This is a genomic window from Bacillus sp. RB3 (assembly GCF_030164735.1).
Lineage (GTDB): Bacteria > Bacillota > Bacilli > Bacillales > Bacillaceae_G > Bacillus_A > Bacillus_A cereus.
This window is the reverse complement of the sequence record NZ_JASNGE010000003.1, coordinates 64298-85281: the sequence shown is the minus strand read 5'-3', so window position 1 is coordinate 85281 and position 20984 is coordinate 64298. Positions and strand designations below refer to the sequence as shown.

The window sequence follows — 20984 nt, the reverse complement described above, 5'->3', positions numbered from 1 at the left end:
TAAAAAAGGAGTTGCTCATTTTTGCTTACTAAGTTTAAGAGTTTGCCTAAAGCGGTATATGCAATTTTGGCGCTTTCTTTCCTGTTGCACGTTTTTTGTTTAGTAAAACAGCCAGGATTAGATGGAGAGTTAGTCAAAGTAACATATGGTGCAAATGATGCCTTTAACTATTCGTTAACAGCTGAACAACTATTAAAACATGGTGTATTTGGTTATGTGTATTTAGAACCTAGTGAAGTTCCAGGGAAAAATGCATATATTACACCAGGTCAGCCATTACTATTAGCTGGCGCTATGATTATTTCTGATATTACATCAATTCCTTACTATTACGTAGCAACTGTTATTAACATGATCATGAACCTTTGCACAGTGCTATTAGTATTCTTAATAGGAAAAGAATTGTTCGAAAAAAACATTTATGGAATTGTTGCAAGTATTTTATATGCTATTTATCCAAGTAACTATACATACTTCCGTACATTGCTAACAGAAGTTCCATCCATATTCTTATTGGCGTTATGTGTATATGTATTTGTTCTCGCATGGAAATACAATAAAGTGAAATTCCATATATGGTTTGGAATTGTCGTTTCAATTTTACTTATGTTCCGTCCAAATCCAGCTCCAATGATGCTCATTCCTGTTCTTGTTGTGTTATTTACATATGGATTTAAAGAATCCATTCGAATCGGATTGTTATGGTTTATCGGACCTTTCTTTATTATTGGCGCATGGGTTGTTCGTAACTACTTAGCACTCAACCAATTTATTTTATTCTCAACCCAAGGTGCAGATCCACTAATTGCCGGTGCAGATCCATTTAATAAAATTGGATATGAAAATATAGTAAATGAAATGAGAGCTAAAGGCTTAGATGACAAAGGTGCATACGCAAAAGAATTAATTAAGAACGGATTTAAGACGGACTTCACTTATTGGTTCTCTTGGTTCACTGTCGGTAAAACAATTGAATTATTCAAAACAGCTCCTGCTGTAGACCAATATCGTATTCACAACTTTATGCAACTATGTCATAGAGTGTTTATCATCGGTACATTCTTGAGCAGCTTCTGCTTCATGCTAAATTCATTTAAACATAAACGCGTTATGATGCTAGTAGCAAGTTCAATTATTTACATTATCTTCTCAAACTTATTCTTAGCAATTAATCGCTATGGATTTTTCATTAATCCTCTTATGTGCTTAATTCTTGCATACGGATTAATTCACATTGTGCAGAAGCTTCCATTCTTCCGCACTAATCAAGCATAATAAGAAAGAGGTCGTCCACCGTTGGACGACCTCTTTCTTATTCCCCCACACTTTACATACGGCCAATTTGTCCATTCTGTAATCGCACTTTAATTCCGTATGTATGTGTGTCTGTATTTGTCAAAATATCTTTCACAACACCACTCACTGTTTTACGTATAAATGCAAGTTTTTTACAACTATTACTATAACGAAAAGAGAAAATAATTAGTATGTGTATTATATAAAAGGAAACAGCCATATTTTCCATACGATACATACGAGCACTATAACTACAAAATCAAAAAAATCTAATCTCGGTCCTTTTTTCATATTCATATGTAGCCACATATGAAACCATTTTATTTTTGTATATTTATGGATGTTTTTCTTTGCAAATCGGTAAATAAGCATTTGCATAATAAAAAATCCGGCCACAAAAATAAATAATAAGATGAGAAATCCAATCACAAAATTCCTCCTATTTTTGTAGCGTTTTTTCTACTATCCGATTTTTCAAAACCCACTCTTCAAACTGGGCACTTCCAAATTCCCAACTAAGATCGCGAGCATGTACAGAAAAAACGTAATAACCGGCATATTCGTCCATAAACCTACCTAACTCTACATCGTCTTTCTGAATACCGTATACTCCAAAATTAAAATACACATCCCATACGTCTTCATTCTTCCTCTTATAAGCGATCGATTCCATATCACATTCTGTCCCGAAATAATCAAGATGTAAATGTACGCTATCATCGTATTCGTACTCCATTTTATCACCCCTTATATTTGTACTTCTTTACCACCCAAAAAATTCCTGCTATCTACACTCACATATGGGCACTTACCTACATATCATGCTTGTAGAGTGACTTCTAGGAGGTGTTATATAGTGAAAAAATTAATCGCGATTTTTTGCATCATGTTACTAGCTGTTTTTACTTTTGCTGCTTGTAGTAGTAAAAAAGAAAGTACGAAAGAACAAACTCAAAACATTCGCGTTGGCGAAGTTACCCATTCTCTCTTCTATGCCCCATTATATGTCGGGATTGAAAAAGGATTTTTTAAAGATGAAGGACTAAATATTGACCTACAAACAACAGCTGGTGGCGATAAAACGATGACCGCCCTATTATCTGGCGGAATTGATATTGCTCTCGTCGGTTCTGAAACGTCTATTTACGTTCATCAACAAGGAGCGAAAGACCCTGTCATTAACTTTGCACAGCTTACACAAACAGATGGGACATTTTTAGTTTCACGTAAAAAACTAGACTCTTTTAATTGGAATGACGTAAAAGGTGTTACATTTTTAGGACAGCGTAAAGGCGGCATGCCGCAAATGGTTGGGGAATACGTTTTAAAGAAAAATGGCATTGATCCTCGGAAAGATACGAACTTAATTCAAAATATCGAATTTGCTAATATTGCAAATGCCTTTGCATCTGGTACAGGAGAGTTTGTGCAGCTCTTTGAACCGACTGCAAGCATATTCGAAAAAGAAGGTAAAGGTTATATCGTCGCTTCATTCGGAAATGAATCTGGTACTGTTCCTTATACAACGTTCATGGCAAAAGAAAGTTTCTTAAAGAAAGATAAAGCTGCTGCTGAAAAGTTCACACGTGCGCTCTATAAAGCACAGCAATGGGTTGATACACATAGTCCAGAAGAGATTGCTGATGCTGTTTCTCCGCTATTTAAAGACACTTCAAAAGACATTACAGTAAAAGTAATTGAACGGTATAAAAAACAACATTCTTATGCGACAAATCCACTACTAGATGCGGAAGAATGGAAACAACTCCAAACTATTATGAAAGACGCTGGTGAATTACAAAAAGAAGTCCCACATGAAGCGCTCGTCAATACAAAAATTGCCGAAAGCGTTATTAAGAAATAGAGGCGAAGTGTATGAGTTTTTTACAAATACGTAACGTTTCTCACTGTTTTTTCGCAAAAGAGAACGCCAAACTTATTCTCGAAGATATGAGCTTACAAGTGGAAGAAGGAGAATTTATTTCTATACTCGGCCCAAGTGGTTGCGGTAAAACAACGCTCCTCTCAATCATTGCTGGACTACTTGATCCAATTGATGGTATCGTCTTTTTAGATGGTGAACCAATTACAACGAAAACTTCATCTATGGGATATATGTTGCAGCAAGATTACTTATTCCCGTGGAAAACAATTGAAGAAAATATTATGCTTGGACTTCATATTCGAAAGATTTATGATGAACAGATGAAAGAACATACTTTAAATCTTTTAAAACAAGTCGGTCTACATGGGGTAGAAGGACAATATCCTCGTGAACTATCCGGCGGTATGCGTCAACGTGCTGCTCTCGTTCGAACGTTAGCAACTGATCCGAAAATTTTATTACTAGATGAACCATTCTCCGCACTCGATTATCAAACGAAATTAAAACTAGAAGAACTCGTTTTCAACTTACTAAATAAATATAAAAAAACATCACTACTTGTTACTCACGATATTGAAGAGGCGATTGCGATGAGTGATCGTATTTATTTACTGCAAGCGAATCCTGGAAAAATCGCAAAAACCTTTATCGTCCCGGAAAGTATCCGTTCTTTATCACCGTTAGAAGCACGCCATCACTACGATTTCCCAGCCCTCTTTCAAGATATATGGAAGGAGCTGGAACGACTTGGATAATATAAAACAACTACATGAACAATTTCGAAAGAAAGAACGCAGGCGTGCTTGGATTGCTCGCTCATTACAGCTTTTACTACTTATTCTTTTCTTTGCACTATGGGAAATAGCTAGCAAAAAAGAATGGATCGATCCTTTACTCTTTAGTTCTCCTTCGAGTATTTGGGATCTCTTCTTAACGAAATGGATCGACGGTTCACTTTGGGTCCACATATGGACGACATTGCTGGAAACAGGAGTAGGCTTCATTCTCGGAACGGTACTCGGTGCTATTATTGCCACGTTTCTTTGGTGGATGCCACTTCTAGCCCGCGTACTTGATCCTTACCTCGTCGTCCTAAATGCAATGCCAAAAGTTGCACTCGGTCCAATCATCATCGTTATTTTCGGTCCAAACATTTCATCTTCTATCGCAATGGGAGTAATCATTTCCATCATCATTACCATTCTCGTTATTTACAGTGCATTTCAAGAAGTCGATTCTAACTATATAAAAGTGATGGACACATTTGGCGCAAATAAATGGCAATGTTATAAGCAAGTCGTTCTCCCTGCATCCTTTCCAGCAATTATCTCAACGTTAAAAGTAAATGTTGGTTTATCCTGGGTCGGTGTTATTTTCGGAGAACTTCTCGTTTCCAAACAAGGACTTGGCTACTTAATTAGCTACGGATTCCAAGTCTTTAACTTCACACTCGTCTTACTTAGCGTACTACTCACATGTGTTCTTGCAACTCTTATGTATGTATTTGTTGAGGCATTTGAAAAAATTCTAATTGGAAAAAGAAAAAGAAGCTGACTCAAAACAGTGCGCTATAGTCAGCTTCTTTCTTTTACCTTTTATCACACATTTTCGTTTCATTTGTAATGTTTCCATCCGCAACCGTAACTGTATGGAAACAGTCTTTCACACGTACTGTAACGACATTATCTTTTCGATCTATCACATGATAATCATTAAACTTTTCATTCAAAGCACTACGAATTTGCTCCCCTTCAAAAATCGGAAAACCGTGAGACATTACCCAAATGAGACCAGCAACAGCAAGAATCGTTTTCATACGTTTCATTACCTCCTCGAGAGTAAACTTATAGTCCCTACAACACGCGCATTATAATTGTGTCTAAATTGTGACATTTTTATACTAATTCTATTTTATACCGCAAGTTCCTTCTTCTTTTTAATGAAAATACAGAATTTTCAATTTTATCAACATAAAAAAACGCAAAGAATTAAAAATTCTTCACGCTTTTCTTTAACGAAACTATATCGAAAGCATAACTCACATTAGTCTCCACTTTGTTGTTCTATCGTTTTTGAAACATCATATAATCCCGACAGCACTTCCGCTCTCATTTTTACAAGCTCAGGGAACTGATAGAAGAAAGCAATTTTTTTATATTTTAACTCTGTTCCTTCTTTCACCTTTTTTGAATCTTGTAAAATGAACGCTGTAAATGTATCTGCGATATCCTCCGTTACATTTGTTGTTCCATACAGCGATACAAAATCATCATGCTTTTCTTTATAAAATTCAATTTGTGCCTCTTCACTTTCTTCTACTTTCTTTTCTGTCCACTCTTGCTCAATTGGTTTCCAAAATTCATTATAAAATTGGTTAATATACGAAGTTTTTCTCGCACATCCATTTTTCAAGAACACCGTGTTACATTTATTTCGATATGATGAAATGTCTTTCTCTTCATCAAACGCCTCTAAATATTTCCTATCCACTGGTACTTGTTTATGCCCAATCGTTAATACGTGAGCCGTTTCATGAATTAATGTTTTCATCACTTCATCTATATTCACCCCAGAATCGAGCACGTCTAAACTAAGCAACCAATCTCTCGGGTCATCCATACTTGGCATGACATGGGCAACAACGCCGTCATAACCATCCGTTATTAAATCCAACCCTGTTATATTCTCACGATATTTCACTGGAATGAGAGTGCGATACATGTCCCATAACGTTTCATGATACTCTCTATCTTGCCGCTGGCTTAACAAATCATCTTTTGCTACTTTGTCATCTGCAAAAACTTTATTCAATCTCTTACGATCCAATTTCTCAAAATAAGGATCTACAATTTCATCATCATCGATATAATAAGAAGCTAAAAAGAAGTAATTGTCATCCTCTTCTTTTTTCTGTTCCGCCTCTTTCATATTCATACTTTCATACTCTTCTATGTCATAATCCTCTACTTTTTCAAGTTCTGAAAGTCCCTCTATCTTTTTATATACTTTTTGTAATGTTTTATCTCCTATTTGCGTGCACTCTTCTTCTGTTTTACAAATTTCTTTTTCATTCGTAACCTCGATAGCACTCTCGCATCCTGCAACTAAACTGCTTGCTATAATACAACACACTAACTTGCCATACAGTTTCTTCATACAATCCCCCATTATTCCATTCTACAAAATATCATAATCATTTTTTTGCGAATATGCGATAATTAATTATAAAAACTGCAAGGAGGCTTCCCATGATTCGTGCAATCTTATTCGACTTAGATGGAACACTATTAGATCGGCGCCAATCTTTAGAACAATTTATTTGTGAGCAATATAATCGCTTCGCCTCACATTTGAAGAGCATAGAGAAATCAAAGTATTGTTCTCGATTTCTTGAACTCGATAATAATGGCTATACGTGGAAGGATAAAGTATATGCTACTCTCCTTTCTGAATACAACATTACTACTTTAACGCAAGAACAACTACTACACGACTATATTACAAACTTCCAACATCATTGTATTCCTTTCAAAAACACGCATGAACTACTTCAACAGTTAAAGCAGCGAAACATTAAAATTGGTATTATTACAAATGGTTTTACTGAATTTCAGATGAGCAACCTTCGAGCACTACATATACATACGTATACAAACACCATTCTCGTTTCAGAAGCTGAAGGAATTAAAAAACCTCATCCTGAAATTTTCGAACGTGCTTTGCAAAGACTAGATGTGAAGGCAGAAGAATGTCTTTATGTTGGAGATCATCCAGAAAACGATGTGCTTGGTTCTGAACAAGTAGGGATTCTTGGTGTTTGGAAAAAAGATTCGTTTTGGAGGAATTTTAAGCATTCACGTATCGTAGATGATTTGTTGGAGGTGCTTTCGTTTTTAGAGGTGGAGGTATCAACACAATAATAACAAATAAATTATATCAGCGATTTTCACAATATATCAATTCACCAACCAAAAGTAACAATAATAAGAGGAGGCGTTTTTCACAAACGCCTCCTCTTATTATTCATACACTGTAAACTGAGGTTTACTCGGATGATCTTTTACTAGCGCATCATCTGGAAACTTTGAAACTTTTTGATATACGGCAATGTCACCGATACAACCTCCTGTTAGTAGAATTCCTAAAAATGAGAGTGGCTCCAGATTCATAGCTAATCCCAATACAATTGGCAAAATTCCAGTTGGTAAAAACGGAAGCATTAACACTTTCTTCATTTGCTTTACTGTAACCGCCTGTTTAGAATGAGCATATGCAACACCTAATTTCCAATTAACGCCCCATTTTAGTTCACTCCACGGAACACCTCCGATATAGCGAAAGCCAATTAAATGTATCGCCTCATGAATACAAACGAGAACAATCATTGCGATAATAAAAAGAAACATCGTTAATAATGTAACTTCAACTTGAACCCCACCTGAAAGAAATATATGCAAATAACCAATTCCAAACGACAAAGCAATTATTATAAAAAATAAAGAAAAGTTTAATTTAACCATCGAAACAGTAACAGTCGTTTCTTTTCTTTTATCCATCTTCCCCCTCCTAAAATGTAAAGATATCTTTACAAAATTGTATAATATACCCAAAATAATGTAAAGATATATTTACATTTATTCTTACATACAAAAAAAGAAACCGGCTACTTTACTTCGTAAAACAGCCGATTTCTTCTATATGTTTCATCGTACGCGCTAATACGTCATCGCGCATTATAAAGCTAAATTTTCTATTCGTTTTAATGTTGTCAGGAATGTCTTTTAATAAAACAGACCCTTTCGTTTCTTCGTAATGCGTATGTTCTTCTACCGCACTAATTGTTGCAAAATAAATGTTTTTAATGATTATTTTGTCTTTTCCAGATACTTTGTATTGTCCTAAGTAAGTTAAATCAGAAACTATGCCGCCGGTTTCTTCATGAACCTCTCGAACTGCCGCTTCTTCCGGTGTTTCCCCTAGTTCTACTTTACCACCTGGAAATTCAAGACCGCGACGTAAATGATGCGTTAATAACCATTGATCCCCGTACCGGCATACAACCCAAACATGCTTTGGCTCAGGAGAAAATGGATAACGTTCAAACGATAATTGTACAGTGTTGTGGTAATAATCTTTAAATTTGTACATGCCATTACTCCCCTATTGATGGTTACAAGTTTTTCCTACCACAAATTGTAGCATATTCTCGCTTTTCTGCATAATATTATCCAATTACAATCCATTGATTATTCCCATTTGCGCGACTAATTCTTTCGTCTCATGATTTCCTAAATCGTAAATCATTTTATATGCTTTTTGTAGTTGTTCATCATATCGGTCATTATTTGAATCGTGATGATACTCAACAAATGGAACGTGGGAGCGTACAAATGACCCTAAATCTTCTACATATGCTTGATCAAAGTGCTCTCTTAATTCCGTAATTTCCTCATCATTTGCGGAAATCTCAAAATTATACGTATCCGCCGTCTTCACTTGTGAAATTTGACCATTTCCTATTGATATATAATATGTTTTTTTCGTCTCCATGTAACACCCTTCTTTCATCCTTTTATTTTCTATTGTTTTCATCAATTACAAAATTATGTAAAATAAAGAAAAGGAGGGATTTTATGTTCAAAATATTAATTATCGGTATTATCATCGTCCTAATCATCCTCGTACTCTCCATCATGACAATTAATAAAGGCTATGCTTATAAACATTCCGTCGATAAACTAGAAGACAATCCTTATACAAAAAAGAATAAGGAGAATTCCTAATATGCTTCGTATACTTCGCATCATAGTAGCACTCACTGTGATCGTTATGTCGGCAATTGGATTATATACAGGTCAAAATAATTTTTTACCTCTTTCACAATTTCTATTAGGGGCTTTAATGTTTCTCATCGCATTTGAACAAATAAAGAAAAAGGAGGCAGCAACTGGATTTATTTGTATTATTGCCGGTGCTTTCATTTGGATAGTTCTCATTATTACCTACATAAAATAGAGGAGGTCTTTTATGCTAAAAGGGGGTCGGATTACTTTATCACTTATTGCCTTATCTATAGCAATCTATGGATTTTTTACTGGTAGTAGAGAAATAATGCCTTATATGTTCATCTTTTTAGGAGGTATGGCCCTCACCATAAGTTTAGAGGAAATATTAAAACGACAAACAGGAGGTAGTCTGCTCGCTCTACTAGCAGGGGCCGCTGCTTTATTTATTGGTTTCACAGAAATATTCTAGTAAATGGTCTAAAGGAGGCTATACAATGCTAACTCTAACTATATTACGGAGTTTTTTAGCATTTCTCATGCTTCTCTTACTCACTCTAAGCACTTATGTCCATGTTACCGATAATTTTTCACTTCTTCCATACGTACAATTTATTCTCAGTTGTTCCTTTATTCTTCTAGGAATTAATGAATTAAAATCCGGACGAAAATCAATGAGTATCCCGTATTTTTTCGTTTCCAGTCTCATATTCTTCTTTTTAATATCAAACTACTTTCGTTATATGTAGAATGAAATTTTGACCAATTTAGCATTTATAATTATTTTCTCTCAGTAACTATGTCTTTCTACTAAGGGGGATTCCATGTTAAAAAACATTCGAATTATAATCGCCACTATCGCTCTTTCTCTCGTCCTATTTAGCTTCTTTGCAAACTTCACTATTCTTTTACCTTACGTGTTCATCCTTTTGGGAATCGATGAAATAAAGCAGCAGCAAAAAGCGAAAGCATTTGTTTATTTTCTCTGTTCTGCCTTTATTTTATATGTTGGAGTATCTAATATATTTTCATACAAAAGAAGAGTATGGTCGCTCTTAGCACAATAAAAAAACTGCCCTTTCACAGGCAGTTTTTCTTTTTATCCAAAAACTTTCTCAAGTTCATCTTTATCTTGGCTTAACCAGAAGTTCATTAAGCGTTGTGCTCCTTCTAAGTCGTGAAGCTTCGCTTGACCACATTGCGTTTCATTTGCAGCCGGAATTTCTGTAATTTGAACCGCATCTTTTAATGTTAGTTCTAATAAATCAATGATTTCTCGAACTGTCGGCGTTCCGCTCACTACAAGATAATATCCTGTTTGGCAGCCCATCGGTGAAATATCGATAATATCAAAGTGCGGATAACGATCAATATATTTACGTAAATTAAATGCTAATAAATGCTCTAACGTATGAATAACATCTGGTTTCATTGCTTGTTTATTCGGTTGACAGAAACGAATATCAAATTTATTTACAATACCGTCACTACCTACATTGTGAACTCCGCAATGTCTTACATAAGGTGCCTTTACAATCGTATGATCTAATTCAAAGCTTTCTACTGATGGCATACAACATCTCTCCCGCTTTTAATTTAATTCCGTTATATCCAATATGATATAACGGAAATGCACATTAGTAAAGTATTATGTACAGTCGTGCTATAATACTTTAAGAATATGCTGAAAAGGAGACCGTTATGAAACAGATTTTTATTGGGATTATACGCTTTTATCAAAAGTTCATTTCTCCGATGACGCCACCAACATGTCGTTTTTATCCAACTTGTTCTCATTACGGATTAGAGGCGTTTCAAAAACATGGTGCACTCAAAGGCTTTTGGCTTACTTGTAAGCGTATATTAAAATGTCACCCTTTCCACCCGGGAGGATTTGATCCTGTCCCAGATAAAAAGGATGACAAAGTAAATTCTTAATTGTCGTAACCATTCACAACTAAATCTAATTTTCCTGTATCAGGATCTATAACAAGACCGTGAACAGGTACTTCTTCCGGAAGTAATGGGTGGTTGCGAAGTACTGATACGCTATGTTCTACACTTTCTTCCACACTAGAGAAACCGCGCAAGAATTGTTCTAAATCGATTCCAGAATAACGAAGCATATCTAATTTCTCTTCTGTTATACCGCGTTCTTTCATTCTCTCAATCGTACTACTTGCTTGAATTTTTGCCATACCACAATCATGGTGACCAACTACACATACTTCATCAGCGCCAAGTTCGTATACAGCGACTAAAATACTACGCATAATACTTCCAAATGGATGTGAAATAACAGCGCCTGCTACTTTAATAATTTTCACATCACCGTTACGCATATTCATCGCTTTCGGTAATAGTTCAACCAGTCGTGTATCCATACAAGAAATAATTACCATTTTTTTGTTTGGAAATTTCCCCGCTACAAACTCTTCATATTTTTTCTCTTCAACAAATTTCTCATTGTACTGCAAAATCTCTTCTAATGACTTCATAGTAAAGGACCCTCTTTTCTCTCGTTTACACTACATAAATAGTGTACCAAAATATGAAAAACTCAAAAAGGATATCGCTTTATAGTAAAAATAAGATATTTTCAGATAATCGACATAATTCTTTCAAAATATACACACATCTTTGTAACAAGTTTCACATACTTTAAACGTATTTTCACTATAAACTGATTGTAGATAATGTAAAAAAGGAGTGAATATTTATTATGTCCGACGTTCTGTTACTGAGTCGTTTTCAATTTGCAATTACTATTTTTTATCACTTTTTATTTGTACCTTTGACAATCGGACTTGTCATTTTAGTAGCATGTATGGAAACTCAATACGCCCGCACATTGAATCCAACATACCGTAAAATGGCAAATTTTTGGGGTAAATTATTTACAATTAACTTCGTAATGGGGATTATAACCGGGATTACGATGGAATTCCAATTTGGAACAAACTGGTCTGAGTACTCCAAATATATGGGAGACATTTTCGGATCCCCTCTCGCAATCGAAGCACTTGTTGCCTTCTTCTTAGAATCTACTTTCATGGGAATATGGTTATTCGGTAAAGACAAGATTTCACCAAAGTTTCGTGCCTTCTGTATGTGGATGGTTGCACTTGGAACAAACATTTCCGCCCTTTGGATTATTACAGCAAACGGCTTTATGCAAAACCCTGTTGGATACGTCGTGCGTAACGGCCGCGCTGAATTAAATGATTTCTGGGCACTCGTTACGAATCCATACGCTTGGAACATGTTCTTCCATACTGTAGTTGGTTGTTATATCGTAGGTGCTTTCTTCGTTATGGCAATTAGTGCCTATCACTTATTACGTAAAAATGAAGTAGAATTCTTCAAAAAATCATTTAAGTTTGGTTTAATGTTAGGCTTATTCGCCGCAACAATTACACCGTTTATGGGACATCAATCTGGTGTATCAGCAGCTAAATATCAACCCGCAAAAGGTGCTGCGATGGAAGCAGTTTGGGAAACTGGAAAAGGACAAGGCTTCTCAATTGTTCAAATTCCTGATGTGAAAAATGAGAAGAACTTTGAATTCCTTACGATTCCAAAACTCGGAAGCTTCTTCTACACAAATTCATTTAATGGCGAAATTGTTGGTTTAAAAGATATTCCGAAAGATGAACGTCCAAATGTTAACCTCGTGTATTATAGCTTCCGCTTAATGGTTGCACTCGGCATGTTCTTTATGGCATTAACTTGGTATGGCTTCTATTTAAACCGAAAAGGAAAACTAGAAAACTCAAAACGTTATTTGAAAATTACAATATGGTCTGTCTTACTTCCTTATATCGCAATTAACGCAGGATGGATTGTCGCTGAAGTAGGTCGTCAACCATGGACAGTATATAAACTAATGCGTACAGCAGAATCTGTATCACCTATATCTGTCCCGCAAATTTGGTTCTCATTAATTAGTTTAATTTTATTCTACACTTTACTTTTAATCGCAGACGTATACTTAATGCTGAAGTTCGCGAAAAAAGGACCTGCCGCATTAGAAGAACCTGCTACTGAGGGAGGTGTAGCTCATGTCTCATGATATGCTTGCAATCATCTGGTTCGGTTTATGGGGCGTGATTTGGACAGTTTACTTCATTCTTGACGGGTATGCACTTGGTAACGGAATGATTTTTCCTTTCGTTACGAAAGATCGACAAGAACGAAATCAATTACAAGAAGCAATTGGCCCGTTCTGGGGCGGTAATGAAGTATGGTTAATTACAGCTGGTGGCGCAACATTTGCTGCCTTCCCAGTCACATATGCTAATATGTTTAGTTATTTATATACACCGTTATTCTTAGTATTACTTGCACTATTTGCTCGTGCCGCTGGACTGGAATTCATGCATAAAGATGATTCACCAATTTGGCAAAAAACTTGTAAATGGGCATTTGCAATTGGCAGTTTCCTAATCGCCTTCTTATTCGGTGTTACGTTCGCTAATCTTTATTACGGACTACAAATCGGAAAAAATGGCTATGAAGGAAATTTACTTAGCTTACTAAACCATTACGGTATATTAGGTGGTCTTTTCTTCACTGCTATATTTGTCGTATCCGGTGCCCTTTGGGTCATGATTAAAACGACTGGTGAAGTATCTGATCGTGCTTATAAAATCGCAAGACCATTTTCAATGGCAGCTGCTATTATTTTAGCTATCTTCTATGTAGCAACTGCTAATCGGACAAACTTATTCCAAAACTTTACGGAATATCCGGTACTATTCATTCTTCCAGTACTTGCAATGCTAATGAGTGTACTCGCACTTATTATGGTGTACAAACATAAAATTGGCCTTGCATTCACATTCGTTTGCCTAACAATCGCAATGTTTATGACAACTGGCTTTGCAGGTATGTTCCCAAGAATGTTACCATCTCGTATTAACGATGCATACAGTACAACGTTATATAACGCAGCTGGTAGTCAATTAAACTTAAAAATTATGTTCTTCGTTGCAATGGTTATGGTACCAATCGTTATTGGATATCAGCTTTGGAGCTACAGTATTTTTAAAAATAAAATTCATAAAGACTCTGCTAAAGGGTATCACTAAAGTAAAAAAAGACACTTCGTTTGAAGTGTCTTTTTTTGTACGTATGATTTTCGATAAGATGTTATATTTCTAATCTAACAACTATAATACAGAAGAATCATTAACAGCTCACAGCTAGAGTGTAACATACAACAAACATGTTACTTTATGCAATTTTGCATTTTAAAATTATAACGTTGATTGAATAACTTGATCATACGCATCATTATCCCTTACATCCGCCGTACTAATCCCGCTAAACGTTTGTACTTTCATTCCTGTATTTGATGATCCCGATCCATTATAAGCTTTCGTCTTTTCAATCGGCTGTACGTTATATTTATCCCCTACATTAATTGTTCCATTGCAGTTTTCAATAATAACACCTTCCACAACTGCCGGCATTTTGTCACCCACTTTCATTTCTTTACTTTTATTTTATGAAAATCGCCTAGAAAAATAGCATGTTTCAATAAGAAAAAGCACTCAATTTGAGTGCTTTTTCTTTAAGCATAAAGACAAGTTTGGAGACAGTTGACTTCTTCAAAATTTTATTAGGGGTAATATTTTGAAAAAGAAAGCCTTTCATATGTAGGTTAACACCACTGGAATATATAGTAAATTGATAATATTTATACGGAAGATTGCTAATGTTTAGTATAGATAGTTTACACTATGCTAACAGTGAAAACTATCTATACTAATAAAAAAAGGTGCCTTCAAAAAAGACACCTTTCAAAAACAGACACTATAAAACAGAATTATTTATTGTTATACGATTGTTAGATACAAAAAGTAGAGGGAAATGTTTGTATTAAATTCTGCTTTATAAAGTCTGTCTACAAATTATATTGTAATCCTCTTCATTTGAAAAAAAATATAATATGCACAATTGCATACAAAAAGAAAAAGCACTCTATTGAGTGCCTTTTCAACCATTTTACTTTTAATATATCGCTTTGAATATATTGTAACATATGTATCCATATATTTTATTGAGAAAATTCAAAATCCTTTTTCTTTCATTTTCACTTATAAAATCATGTAATATAAAAGGTATGTCAAATTCTTATACAAATTGAGGTGTACTATATTTATGATGTATTTCGGAATTATTCCTCTTATATTATTTATTATTTTTCTTATCTCATATTTAAAAGATCCGCGAAAAATAATAAACGGCTTTTTATTTAATTCCTTTGTCTGTTTTTTCCTTCTTTTTTGTGTGATTATATCTGTAAATTCAAGTAGTGATGTCCTACGCTATATTATAATTTTACCTATTTTAGCACTTCTTATTATGCTTCCTTTCGGTATTGTTGCTTTAATGTTTGGGCTATTTCTTAATGCTAGAATTTTAATGAAGCGAGAAGGAAGACGGTTCACTAACTGTTTAACACTCCTTGCTGCTTTAGGGATGTTATTCTTTATGTTACTCCCTATCATAAACCCAGCAAGTTTGGTCTCATCGCATTTAGAGCCTATTTTTGCAGCTATTTCTCTTATAAGCTTCTATTTCTTTATACACTTATCTAACTTCTTAAGCGCATATTTTTTATACCAATTCAACAGACCAAGACGTAATCAAGATTTCATTATCGTTCTTGGTAGCGGCTTAATTAATGATAAAGTACCACCATTACTTGCAAGCCGCATTAATAAAGCTATCGACTTCTATTGGAAACAAGCAGCTGTAAATACACCACCAACAATTATTTTCTCTGGTGGTCAAGGTCCAGATGAAGGTCTTCCAGAGGCAGAAGCAATGCAAAATTATGCTGTTGAAAAAGGAATTCCTCTTGAACATACGGTGCAAGAAAATCGCTCTGTAAACACATATCAAAATATGTTGTTCTCTAAAGAAATTATGGATTCTTTAAAACCTGAAGGTAAATATAAAAGTATTTTTACCACAAATAATTTCCACCTTTTCCGCGCTGGCATATACGCTAGACAAGCTGGTCTTAATAGCCAAGGAATCGGGTCAAAAACTGCATTTTATTACTGGCCTAACGCAATGATTCGCGAATATGTTGCGATTGTCGTAATGGGACGTAAGCGCCATATGAAAATATGTGGAACTATTTTAGGTTTCGCTTTATTCGTATCAATACTTAGTTTTATATTTTCTTAATAGCATCCCATCCTTTGAAAGGATGGGATTTCTTATACTGATTTCAAAAATATTTTAAAGATAATATGGTGATAATATTCCCTGCATACATCCATTAAAGGAGAATTTTTTCAAATTAAATGTTAAAATAAAATTTAGGTGTGAATGACGTAACAAATAAGAAACTAGTTTGAAACGAGGAAATTATATGGAGAAAATTATCAAAAACAAGCCCAATAAGCTAAAAATTGCTTCAAAAGCTTTGATGATTATTATTGGGGCATTTATCACAGCGTACGGATTAGAAGCAGTATTAATTCCAAATAACGTATCAGACGGTGGTGTGACTGGTTTAAGTATCGTTAGTTCAAGATTATTTGGATTGCCATTAGGAGCTCTAATCGCAGTTATTAACATTCCTTTCGTTTGGTTAGGGTATAAGCAAATCGGTAAAAGCTTTGCGATTTATTCTATTATCGGAATTGCTTCATTAGCAGTAGGTACCGTTGTCATGCACGGAATACCAGCTATTATTGAAGGCGATACATTATTAGTTACAGTTGTTGGTGGTATTATCATCGGTTTTGGTATGGGACTAGCATTACGTAACGGTGGGGCATTAGATGGAATCGATATGCTTGCTGTATTGCTTTCTCGTAAGTTACCATTTGGAACGAGTGACCTTATTTTATTCTTAAACATGTTCGTATTTATTTTCGTATCAACGGTATTCGGTCTTCAGGGAGCTATCCTTTCGGCAATTGCTTACTTTATCGCTTCGAAAGTGATTCATATCGTTGAAGTTGGTTTAAGTGGTTCAAAAGCATTTAAAATTATTACAAAAGAGCCTGAATTAATGGTAGAAACAATTCGCGATCGTTTAGGCCGAAGTGCAACATATAACGAAGTATACGGTGGTTATTCAAGAGAGAAATTCAAAGAAATTTCTTGCGTAATTAACCGTTTAGAAGAAAGTAAAATGAAAGAACTTATTAATGAAATCGATCCACACGCCTTTATTACAGTTTATGACGTAGCAGAAGTAAAAGGCGGTAATTTCAAGAAACGTGATATTCATTAATCGTTATATAAAAGAGGGTGTGCCAAAATTTTGGCACACCCTCTGTTTATTATTAAGTTGCTATCGTTGTCAGTTTTTGTGGGTAAGTCGATATATTTCAATAATCCCTGATATATTTTAAGTTGTGGTCGATATATTCTAATAATCGCTGATATATTTTTACTTCCCCCCTTATGCCTAAATCGTACCAACTGAAAGGGATTAATTCCCATAACAAAAAAAGACCAAAAAGCAATTTACACTTTTCGGTCTCTACACTATCTTCTCTTCGTAATCTTTCCTGAACCACCGACCCTCGTTTTCGGAGGAGATGTATTCCTTGGCGGCGTTTTAATAGATGATTTTGGCTTCACATCTGATCCGCTTGAACCGCCTGGTGTTTTCGTAATTTTCCCCTTGCTTCCAGTAGAAGGTGGGGGCGTCGTATTACTTCCTTTTTCAGTAATACTTCCCTTATCACCTACTGATGGTTTCGAATCTACATTATCGCCTCGCTTAATGATAGATCCTTTCCCTTCCTTCGTAATTGGAGGTGGGGTTTTCTTTTCTTCTTTCGTAGGTGGTCTTTCTGGAATAACTGGTTGATGATTTTGTCTGTCATTATATCCTCGGTAATCACCGGATGATGATCTTTTTGAACCGAATATATCGTTTAATATGCTACCCATAATATATCCTTGCAAGAAGGACGGTTGGTAATTTTGACGGACAAATTCTTTATTACTTATTTCAATTAACGTATCAGATGGTTTCTCTTTATCCTTTTGCAGGTTATAAATCTTATCAGAATAAACGAGGAACATTTGATTTTCGTCTTCTTTAGATGCTTGCTTCGGTTCTCTTTCGTTAATGAGTTCCTTCGCTACTTCAGGAACTGACCGATTGGCGGCCCTATACACGTAAGATTCTTGTTTACCTTCCTTGGCAACAGATTCAAGTGGATAACGGTCTTGAATCGACTTTGTCTGCCCGCCTTGACAACCTGATAAGGCATAACCAGCAACAACAAGTAATATAACGATAGCAAGTATAGGGATTACAAACGATTTAATCATGGTAAACAATCGGTTTGACATGATTACGCCCCCTTACGTTGCTCTTATAATTTGTACATCAGCAGGAATGATTGCTTCTCCCTCATACATCATTGTGCGACCATTTTGCCATTCAATACGCAATAATTTTCGATTGTCTGATTGGAATTCCCATACGTGCTGTTCTTCTGAAGCTGAGAATGGAGTTTTTCCCATAACAACAACACGTCCGTTATATTGTTCTTCCATATGGTACTCGGTATCATCCATTTCAATTGTCGTCGGAATTTCATCAATTGAATCTAAGCGACCATCAATTGGTGTATATAATTTGTAATACGTATTTTCACGATCTTCAATTTTTAAATAACGAATGTCTTTTCCATCTTGCAATGTCAAAACAATTTCCTTACGCGAATGCATACTCGTTTTCCCAATTAATTCATACATAACTAATGACACTTCAATCATATCGCCAGGAGCTAACGTTAAAAGACTCTTTTCCGGCTTCGGTGGCTCTGGGCTTTTCATTATATTTTTAATTCGTTTAAATAAACTCATGATCTACCCCTCCTTTTCTCTTTATAAACAAGCACCTAAAATTAGTGCACCAACAATATGTAATGATCCGGCTAACATCGCATGTGCAACGCTACCTTCTTTCGTACCTTCTTCTAAATCAAGACCAGACATTTTCTTTAATACAAATTCGATAAACATTTCTACCACTAATAAAATAACGAAAGAAACTGCTGAAGCAAGAAGTGCCTGCCATAAGTCATTTGCTTTCGTAATTGATTGGGATAAAATGTATCCTTGTGCAAATAATTTCATAATAAAACGAGTTGTTACAGCTGTATTTCCATTTTTAATTTCTTTTAAATCATTGTATTTTGTAAAAATTGAATCAACCCACATAATTGCAAATAAAAGTACTGCACTCGCTCCAGTCCATACAAGCATGGCAACTACATTCATCCATGTCATTGCAAAACCTCCTCTAAATATAATAGAAAACCGACATGAATATATTTAGACATGTCGGTTCATTTGTCTTTATTCTATATTATTTCTCATACTGCTTCATAATACGAGCTAATTCATCGTCAACAGCAGAATTTTTGTTTAAGCTTGCGAATTCATCATCTAATGATTTTTCTTTCTTATAAACTTCACCGCTTGCTTCTGCTTCAGCCTCTAATTGAAGAGCTTTCTCTTCCATACGGCTTAAACCAGCTTTTGCTGAGTTTGAATCAAATCCAGACATCGCCTGATTAATATTTTTTTGTGCTTTCGCCGCATTTACACGCGCTACAAGTGTCTCACGTTTATTTTTCAGCTCATTTAATTGCTTACGCATTTCTTCTAGCTTTAGGCGCAGGTTATCAGCAGCAGCTTTATTTTGCTCATAGCTTGCTTTATACTCATTCATCTTTTGCTCCGCATTTTGTTTTTCTTCTAGTGCACGGCGCGCAAGATCTAAGTTATTAGCTTGAACAGCCATATGAGCTTGCTCTTCACGTTTTTTCACAAGTGCTTCTTGCTCTTCAAATAATATTTTGAATTTCTTCTCAAGCGCGATTTGAGCTGCTACACTTTTCTCAGCTTCTTGTACATCCGCTTGCATATCGCGTAAATATTGATCAGTCATCTTAACTGGATCTTCCGCTTTTTCAATTAATGAATATACATTCGACATTGTTAAATCTCTTAATCGTTTGAATACAGACATCTAAATTCCTCCTATGATATACCTCATATTTCAAATTCACTACTTGGAAAACTGAAAAATCTCCCTTTACAGTAAAGAATATTCATTTTTACAGCCTATGTGTTTATTATAACAAAACTAATATGTCCTTACATGTTATTTCAAAAATACATCCATTATAATATGACATTCTATATACAATATTGTATTTCTAATATATTCTCATTATCCCTTTTTGAAATTAACTTACTTTTATGCAATTTCACTAAATTACATAAGTGTAATGTTACTGTAAGCTAACTCGATAGTTGCATTCTAATATTTCTTATACACTAATACCAGAAGCAACAAACAAGCTTCTTCACTTGTAAGCAATAATACAAAAATTGTATTTAATATAAAACATATAAAAGGAGAAATCATCATGAAAAAATTAGTAGGAATCGGATTAGCAGCAGCAATTTCACTTGGAGCATTATCAGGTTGTTCTTTATTAGGAGAGAAAGCGAACGGTTTTGTACTGTACGGCTCAGAAGAACAAGTTCAGCAAATTACAGATAAAAACAAAAAAGAAGTGAAAGAAAAAGACTTCTATAAAATGAAAATGACAACATTAGATGGTAAAAAAGTTCTTGTAATGGATAAGAAAACTGGTGAGGAACTAGTGAAAAAAGAGTTACTTAGCAAAGTTGATGAAAAAGACAACACGAAACCACTTGATAAATTACCAGCTGTAACAACAGAACAAGGTGTATTATTTGCAAAAGAAAAAGTAGAAAATGCTACACTTGATGGAGCGAAATTAAAATATGAAGGCAACACAATTATCGGAAGTGGCCGTGCATATACAGATATGTATGCGATTGTCGATGACGCAACTTACAACAATGTAAAAGGTGATGAAAAATCTGTAGGTGTATTAAAATTTGATAAAGACCCAAGTAAAGAATTCCCTGGTTACAACGGCGTCGAAGCTTCTCAACTTGTAAAAATTAAAAAGTAAAACAAAAAA

29 protein-coding genes and 1 pseudogene are annotated in these 20984 nt (G+C 34.9%); 15 read left to right on the top strand and 15 right to left on the bottom strand.

Translation table 11 applies throughout. The features are described from left to right. Positions 1-21 precede the first annotated feature (21 nt). Entirely contained in the window at positions 22-1275 is a 1254-nt protein-coding gene (locus tag QO049_RS05820) for a glycosyltransferase family 39 protein (RefSeq protein WP_000956220.1), read from the top strand. Between the two features lie 52 nt (positions 1276-1327). Here QO049_RS05820 and QO049_RS05815 read toward each other — a convergent pair. From QO049_RS05815 to QO049_RS05805, 3 genes and pseudogenes are all read right to left on the bottom strand, one after another. Then, positions 1328-1429 (bottom strand): annotated as a pseudogene (locus tag QO049_RS05815) (DUF2196 domain-containing protein); the annotation flags it as partial. 65 nt (positions 1430-1494) lie between these two features. Then, positions 1495-1725: a hypothetical protein gene (locus QO049_RS05810; RefSeq protein WP_246961439.1), complete on the bottom strand. Its 231-nt coding sequence runs from the start codon at positions 1723-1725 to the stop codon at positions 1495-1497. 10 nt (positions 1726-1735) lie between these two features. Further along, on the bottom strand, positions 1736-2032 hold the full coding sequence (locus QO049_RS05805) for a DUF3986 family protein (RefSeq protein ID WP_000455580.1): 297 nt from the start codon (positions 2030-2032) through the stop codon (positions 1736-1738). Between the two features lie 120 nt (positions 2033-2152). Between QO049_RS05805 and QO049_RS05800 the strand changes: the two genes are divergently transcribed. Genes QO049_RS05800 through QO049_RS05790 form a run of 3 tightly spaced genes read left to right on the top strand, consistent with a single transcriptional unit; the run spans position 2153 to position 4735 of the window. Beyond that, complete coding sequence (locus QO049_RS05800) at positions 2153-3160, top strand: ABC transporter substrate-binding protein (RefSeq protein WP_000733151.1); 1008 nt, start codon at positions 2153-2155, stop codon at positions 3158-3160. 11 nt (positions 3161-3171) lie between these two features. Beyond that, positions 3172-3936, top strand: a complete 765-nt coding sequence (locus QO049_RS05795; protein WP_000009025.1) for an ABC transporter ATP-binding protein — start codon at positions 3172-3174, stop codon at positions 3934-3936. Further along, positions 3929-4735 carry an ABC transporter permease gene (locus tag QO049_RS05790; RefSeq protein ID WP_000368771.1) on the top strand — a complete coding sequence of 269 codons (807 nt, stop codon included), beginning with the start codon at positions 3929-3931 and terminating at the stop codon, positions 4733-4735. Before QO049_RS05795 ends, QO049_RS05790 begins: the two co-directional genes overlap by 8 nt. A 34-nt stretch (positions 4736-4769) precedes the next feature. On the opposite strand, the gene QO049_RS05785 is transcribed toward QO049_RS05790, so the two are convergent. Further along, positions 4770-4997, bottom strand: a complete 228-nt coding sequence (locus QO049_RS05785; protein ID WP_000849112.1) for a hypothetical protein — start codon at positions 4995-4997, stop codon at positions 4770-4772. A 227-nt stretch (positions 4998-5224) separates the two neighbouring features. Further along, a complete protein-coding gene (locus QO049_RS05780; RefSeq protein WP_000737832.1) occupies positions 5225-6337 on the bottom strand; it encodes a hypothetical protein in 1113 nt (370 codons plus the stop codon). A gap of 92 nt (positions 6338-6429) precedes the next feature. On the opposite strand from QO049_RS05780, the gene QO049_RS05775 reads away from it, so the two are divergent. Beyond that, positions 6430-7101: an HAD family hydrolase gene (locus tag QO049_RS05775; protein WP_246961441.1), complete on the top strand. Its 672-nt coding sequence runs from the start codon at positions 6430-6432 to the stop codon at positions 7099-7101. Positions 7102-7200: 99 nt separating this feature from the next. On the opposite strand, the gene QO049_RS05770 is transcribed toward QO049_RS05775, so the two are convergent. The 3 genes from QO049_RS05770 to QO049_RS05760 all read right to left on the bottom strand — a co-directional run bounded on the left by QO049_RS05770 (position 7201) and on the right by QO049_RS05760 (position 8731). Next, positions 7201-7737, bottom strand: a complete 537-nt coding sequence (locus tag QO049_RS05770; protein ID WP_000361289.1) for a DUF3267 domain-containing protein — start codon at positions 7735-7737, stop codon at positions 7201-7203. A gap of 112 nt (positions 7738-7849) precedes the next feature. Next, entirely contained in the window at positions 7850-8329 is a 480-nt protein-coding gene (mutTA, locus tag QO049_RS05765; RefSeq protein ID WP_000276385.1) for an antimutator 8-oxo-(dGTP/GTP)ase, read from the bottom strand. Between the two features lie 84 nt (positions 8330-8413). Further along, the gene (locus QO049_RS05760; RefSeq protein WP_000448409.1) at positions 8414-8731 is read right to left on the bottom strand and encodes a hypothetical protein; all 318 of its coding nucleotides are present in this window, start codon (positions 8729-8731) and stop codon (positions 8414-8416) included. Between the two features lie 83 nt (positions 8732-8814). Here QO049_RS05760 and ytzI point away from each other — a divergent pair, with 83 nt between their 5' ends. From ytzI to QO049_RS05740, 4 genes are all read left to right on the top strand, one after another. Further along, positions 8815-8964: a YtzI protein gene (gene ytzI / locus QO049_RS05755; RefSeq protein ID WP_000472791.1), complete on the top strand. Its 150-nt coding sequence runs from the start codon at positions 8815-8817 to the stop codon at positions 8962-8964. Between the two features lies 1 nt (position 8965). After that, a complete protein-coding gene (locus tag QO049_RS05750; RefSeq protein WP_000944456.1) occupies positions 8966-9196 on the top strand; it encodes a DUF3953 domain-containing protein in 231 nt (76 codons plus the stop codon). Between the two features lie 12 nt (positions 9197-9208). Next, the gene (locus QO049_RS05745; RefSeq protein WP_000911652.1) at positions 9209-9436 is read left to right on the top strand and encodes a DUF3953 domain-containing protein; all 228 of its coding nucleotides are present in this window, start codon (positions 9209-9211) and stop codon (positions 9434-9436) included. A gap of 352 nt (positions 9437-9788) precedes the next feature. After that, positions 9789-10031: a DUF3953 domain-containing protein gene (locus QO049_RS05740; protein WP_097861717.1), complete on the top strand. Its 243-nt coding sequence runs from the start codon at positions 9789-9791 to the stop codon at positions 10029-10031. A 32-nt stretch (positions 10032-10063) separates the two neighbouring features. On the opposite strand, the gene luxS is transcribed toward QO049_RS05740, so the two are convergent. Further along, positions 10064-10537, bottom strand: a complete 474-nt coding sequence (gene luxS, locus QO049_RS05735) for an S-ribosylhomocysteine lyase LuxS (RefSeq protein ID WP_001141371.1) — start codon at positions 10535-10537, stop codon at positions 10064-10066. Between the two features lie 128 nt (positions 10538-10665). On the opposite strand from luxS, the gene yidD reads away from it, so the two are divergent. Next, on the top strand, positions 10666-10902 hold the full coding sequence (gene yidD / locus QO049_RS05730) for a membrane protein insertion efficiency factor YidD (protein ID WP_000809334.1): 237 nt from the start codon (positions 10666-10668) through the stop codon (positions 10900-10902). Here the strand turns inward: yidD and QO049_RS05725 are convergent. Next, entirely contained in the window at positions 10899-11462 is a 564-nt protein-coding gene (locus tag QO049_RS05725) for a beta-class carbonic anhydrase (RefSeq protein WP_000838164.1), read from the bottom strand. The genes yidD and QO049_RS05725 overlap by 4 nt on opposite strands. A gap of 224 nt (positions 11463-11686) precedes the next feature. Between QO049_RS05725 and cydA the strand changes: the two genes are divergently transcribed. Continuing rightward, positions 11687-13036, top strand: coding sequence for a cytochrome ubiquinol oxidase subunit I (gene cydA, locus QO049_RS05720; protein WP_001286194.1), 1350 nt, complete (start codon positions 11687-11689; stop codon positions 13034-13036). Then, positions 13026-14054 carry a cytochrome d ubiquinol oxidase subunit II gene (gene cydB / locus QO049_RS05715; RefSeq protein WP_000017662.1) on the top strand — a complete coding sequence of 343 codons (1029 nt, stop codon included), beginning with the start codon at positions 13026-13028 and terminating at the stop codon, positions 14052-14054. The genes cydA and cydB overlap by 11 nt, the downstream gene beginning before the upstream one ends. 168 nt (positions 14055-14222) lie before the next feature. Here the strand turns inward: cydB and QO049_RS05710 are convergent, their stop codons facing one another. Further along, positions 14223-14456, bottom strand: coding sequence for a spore germination protein (locus tag QO049_RS05710; RefSeq protein WP_002062565.1), 234 nt, complete (start codon positions 14454-14456; stop codon positions 14223-14225). A gap of 673 nt (positions 14457-15129) precedes the next feature. Here QO049_RS05710 and QO049_RS05705 point away from each other — a divergent pair. Next, positions 15130-16167 carry a YdcF family protein gene (locus QO049_RS05705; protein WP_000990101.1) on the top strand — a complete coding sequence of 346 codons (1038 nt, stop codon included), beginning with the start codon at positions 15130-15132 and terminating at the stop codon, positions 16165-16167. A 187-nt stretch (positions 16168-16354) separates the two neighbouring features. Continuing rightward, on the top strand, positions 16355-17227 hold the full coding sequence (locus tag QO049_RS05700; RefSeq protein ID WP_000411244.1) for a YitT family protein: 873 nt from the start codon (positions 16355-16357) through the stop codon (positions 17225-17227). 257 nt (positions 17228-17484) lie between these two features. On the opposite strand, the gene QO049_RS05695 is transcribed toward QO049_RS05700, so the two are convergent. The 4 genes from QO049_RS05695 to QO049_RS05680 all read right to left on the bottom strand — a co-directional run bounded on the left by QO049_RS05695 (position 17485) and on the right by QO049_RS05680 (position 19993). After that, positions 17485-18303: a DUF4247 domain-containing protein gene (locus QO049_RS05695; RefSeq protein WP_000071185.1), complete on the bottom strand. Its 819-nt coding sequence runs from the start codon at positions 18301-18303 to the stop codon at positions 17485-17487. Between the two features lie 12 nt (positions 18304-18315). After that, positions 18316-18822 carry a DUF4178 domain-containing protein gene (locus tag QO049_RS05690; RefSeq protein ID WP_000051744.1) on the bottom strand — a complete coding sequence of 169 codons (507 nt, stop codon included), beginning with the start codon at positions 18820-18822 and terminating at the stop codon, positions 18316-18318. A gap of 21 nt (positions 18823-18843) precedes the next feature. Beyond that, positions 18844-19248: a DUF350 domain-containing protein gene (locus QO049_RS05685; protein ID WP_000220087.1), complete on the bottom strand. Its 405-nt coding sequence runs from the start codon at positions 19246-19248 to the stop codon at positions 18844-18846. A 79-nt stretch (positions 19249-19327) separates the two neighbouring features. Next, positions 19328-19993, bottom strand: a complete 666-nt coding sequence (locus QO049_RS05680) for a PspA/IM30 family protein (protein WP_000110280.1) — start codon at positions 19991-19993, stop codon at positions 19328-19330. Positions 19994-20396: 403 nt separating this feature from the next. Here QO049_RS05680 and QO049_RS05675 point away from each other — a divergent pair, with 403 nt between their 5' ends. Further along, complete coding sequence (locus QO049_RS05675) at positions 20397-20975, top strand: lipoprotein BA_5634 family protein (RefSeq protein ID WP_000737502.1); 579 nt, start codon at positions 20397-20399, stop codon at positions 20973-20975. The last annotated feature ends 9 nt before the right edge of the window (positions 20976-20984 follow it).

What these genes read in the sequence shown, in the direction of transcription:
- QO049_RS05685 (WP_000220087.1), bottom strand. Translation starts at nt 19,248, where the DNA reads ATGACATGGATGAATGTAGTTGCCATGCTTGTATGGACTGGAGCGAGT.
- QO049_RS05795 (WP_000009025.1), top strand. Translation starts at nt 3,172, where the DNA reads ATGAGTTTTTTACAAATACGTAACGTTTCTCACTGTTTTTTCGCAAAA.
- cydB (WP_000017662.1), top strand. Translation starts at nt 13,026, where the DNA reads ATGTCTCATGATATGCTTGCAATCATCTGGTTCGGTTTATGGGGCGTG.
- QO049_RS05675 (WP_000737502.1), top strand. Translation starts at nt 20,397, where the DNA reads ATGAAAAAATTAGTAGGAATCGGATTAGCAGCAGCAATTTCACTTGGA.
- QO049_RS05760 (WP_000448409.1), bottom strand. Translation starts at nt 8,731, where the DNA reads ATGGAGACGAAAAAAACATATTATATATCAATAGGAAATGGTCAAATT.
- QO049_RS05725 (WP_000838164.1), bottom strand. Translation starts at nt 11,462, where the DNA reads ATGAAGTCATTAGAAGAGATTTTGCAGTACAATGAGAAATTTGTTGAA.
- QO049_RS05775 (WP_246961441.1), top strand. Translation starts at nt 6,430, where the DNA reads ATGATTCGTGCAATCTTATTCGACTTAGATGGAACACTATTAGATCGG.
- QO049_RS05750 (WP_000944456.1), top strand. Translation starts at nt 8,966, where the DNA reads ATGCTTCGTATACTTCGCATCATAGTAGCACTCACTGTGATCGTTATG.
- yidD (WP_000809334.1), top strand. Translation starts at nt 10,666, where the DNA reads ATGAAACAGATTTTTATTGGGATTATACGCTTTTATCAAAAGTTCATT.
- QO049_RS05690 (WP_000051744.1), bottom strand. Translation starts at nt 18,822, where the DNA reads ATGAGTTTATTTAAACGAATTAAAAATATAATGAAAAGCCCAGAGCCA.
- QO049_RS05740 (WP_097861717.1), top strand. Translation starts at nt 9,789, where the DNA reads ATGTTAAAAAACATTCGAATTATAATCGCCACTATCGCTCTTTCTCTC.
- QO049_RS05710 (WP_002062565.1), bottom strand. Translation starts at nt 14,456, where the DNA reads ATGAAAGTGGGTGACAAAATGCCGGCAGTTGTGGAAGGTGTTATTATT.
- QO049_RS05770 (WP_000361289.1), bottom strand. Translation starts at nt 7,737, where the DNA reads ATGGATAAAAGAAAAGAAACGACTGTTACTGTTTCGATGGTTAAATTA.
- QO049_RS05695 (WP_000071185.1), bottom strand. Translation starts at nt 18,303, where the DNA reads ATGTCAAACCGATTGTTTACCATGATTAAATCGTTTGTAATCCCTATA.
- QO049_RS05700 (WP_000411244.1), top strand. Translation starts at nt 16,355, where the DNA reads ATGGAGAAAATTATCAAAAACAAGCCCAATAAGCTAAAAATTGCTTCA.
- ytzI (WP_000472791.1), top strand. Translation starts at nt 8,815, where the DNA reads ATGTTCAAAATATTAATTATCGGTATTATCATCGTCCTAATCATCCTC.
- QO049_RS05705 (WP_000990101.1), top strand. Translation starts at nt 15,130, where the DNA reads ATGATGTATTTCGGAATTATTCCTCTTATATTATTTATTATTTTTCTT.
- luxS (WP_001141371.1), bottom strand. Translation starts at nt 10,537, where the DNA reads ATGCCATCAGTAGAAAGCTTTGAATTAGATCATACGATTGTAAAGGCA.
- QO049_RS05785 (WP_000849112.1), bottom strand. Translation starts at nt 4,997, where the DNA reads ATGAAAACGATTCTTGCTGTTGCTGGTCTCATTTGGGTAATGTCTCAC.
- QO049_RS05680 (WP_000110280.1), bottom strand. Translation starts at nt 19,993, where the DNA reads ATGTCTGTATTCAAACGATTAAGAGATTTAACAATGTCGAATGTATAT.
- QO049_RS05745 (WP_000911652.1), top strand. Translation starts at nt 9,209, where the DNA reads ATGCTAAAAGGGGGTCGGATTACTTTATCACTTATTGCCTTATCTATA.
- mutTA (WP_000276385.1), bottom strand. Translation starts at nt 8,329, where the DNA reads ATGTACAAATTTAAAGATTATTACCACAACACTGTACAATTATCGTTT.
- QO049_RS05780 (WP_000737832.1), bottom strand. Translation starts at nt 6,337, where the DNA reads ATGAAGAAACTGTATGGCAAGTTAGTGTGTTGTATTATAGCAAGCAGT.
- QO049_RS05805 (WP_000455580.1), bottom strand. Translation starts at nt 2,032, where the DNA reads ATGGAGTACGAATACGATGATAGCGTACATTTACATCTTGATTATTTC.
- cydA (WP_001286194.1), top strand. Translation starts at nt 11,687, where the DNA reads ATGTCCGACGTTCTGTTACTGAGTCGTTTTCAATTTGCAATTACTATT.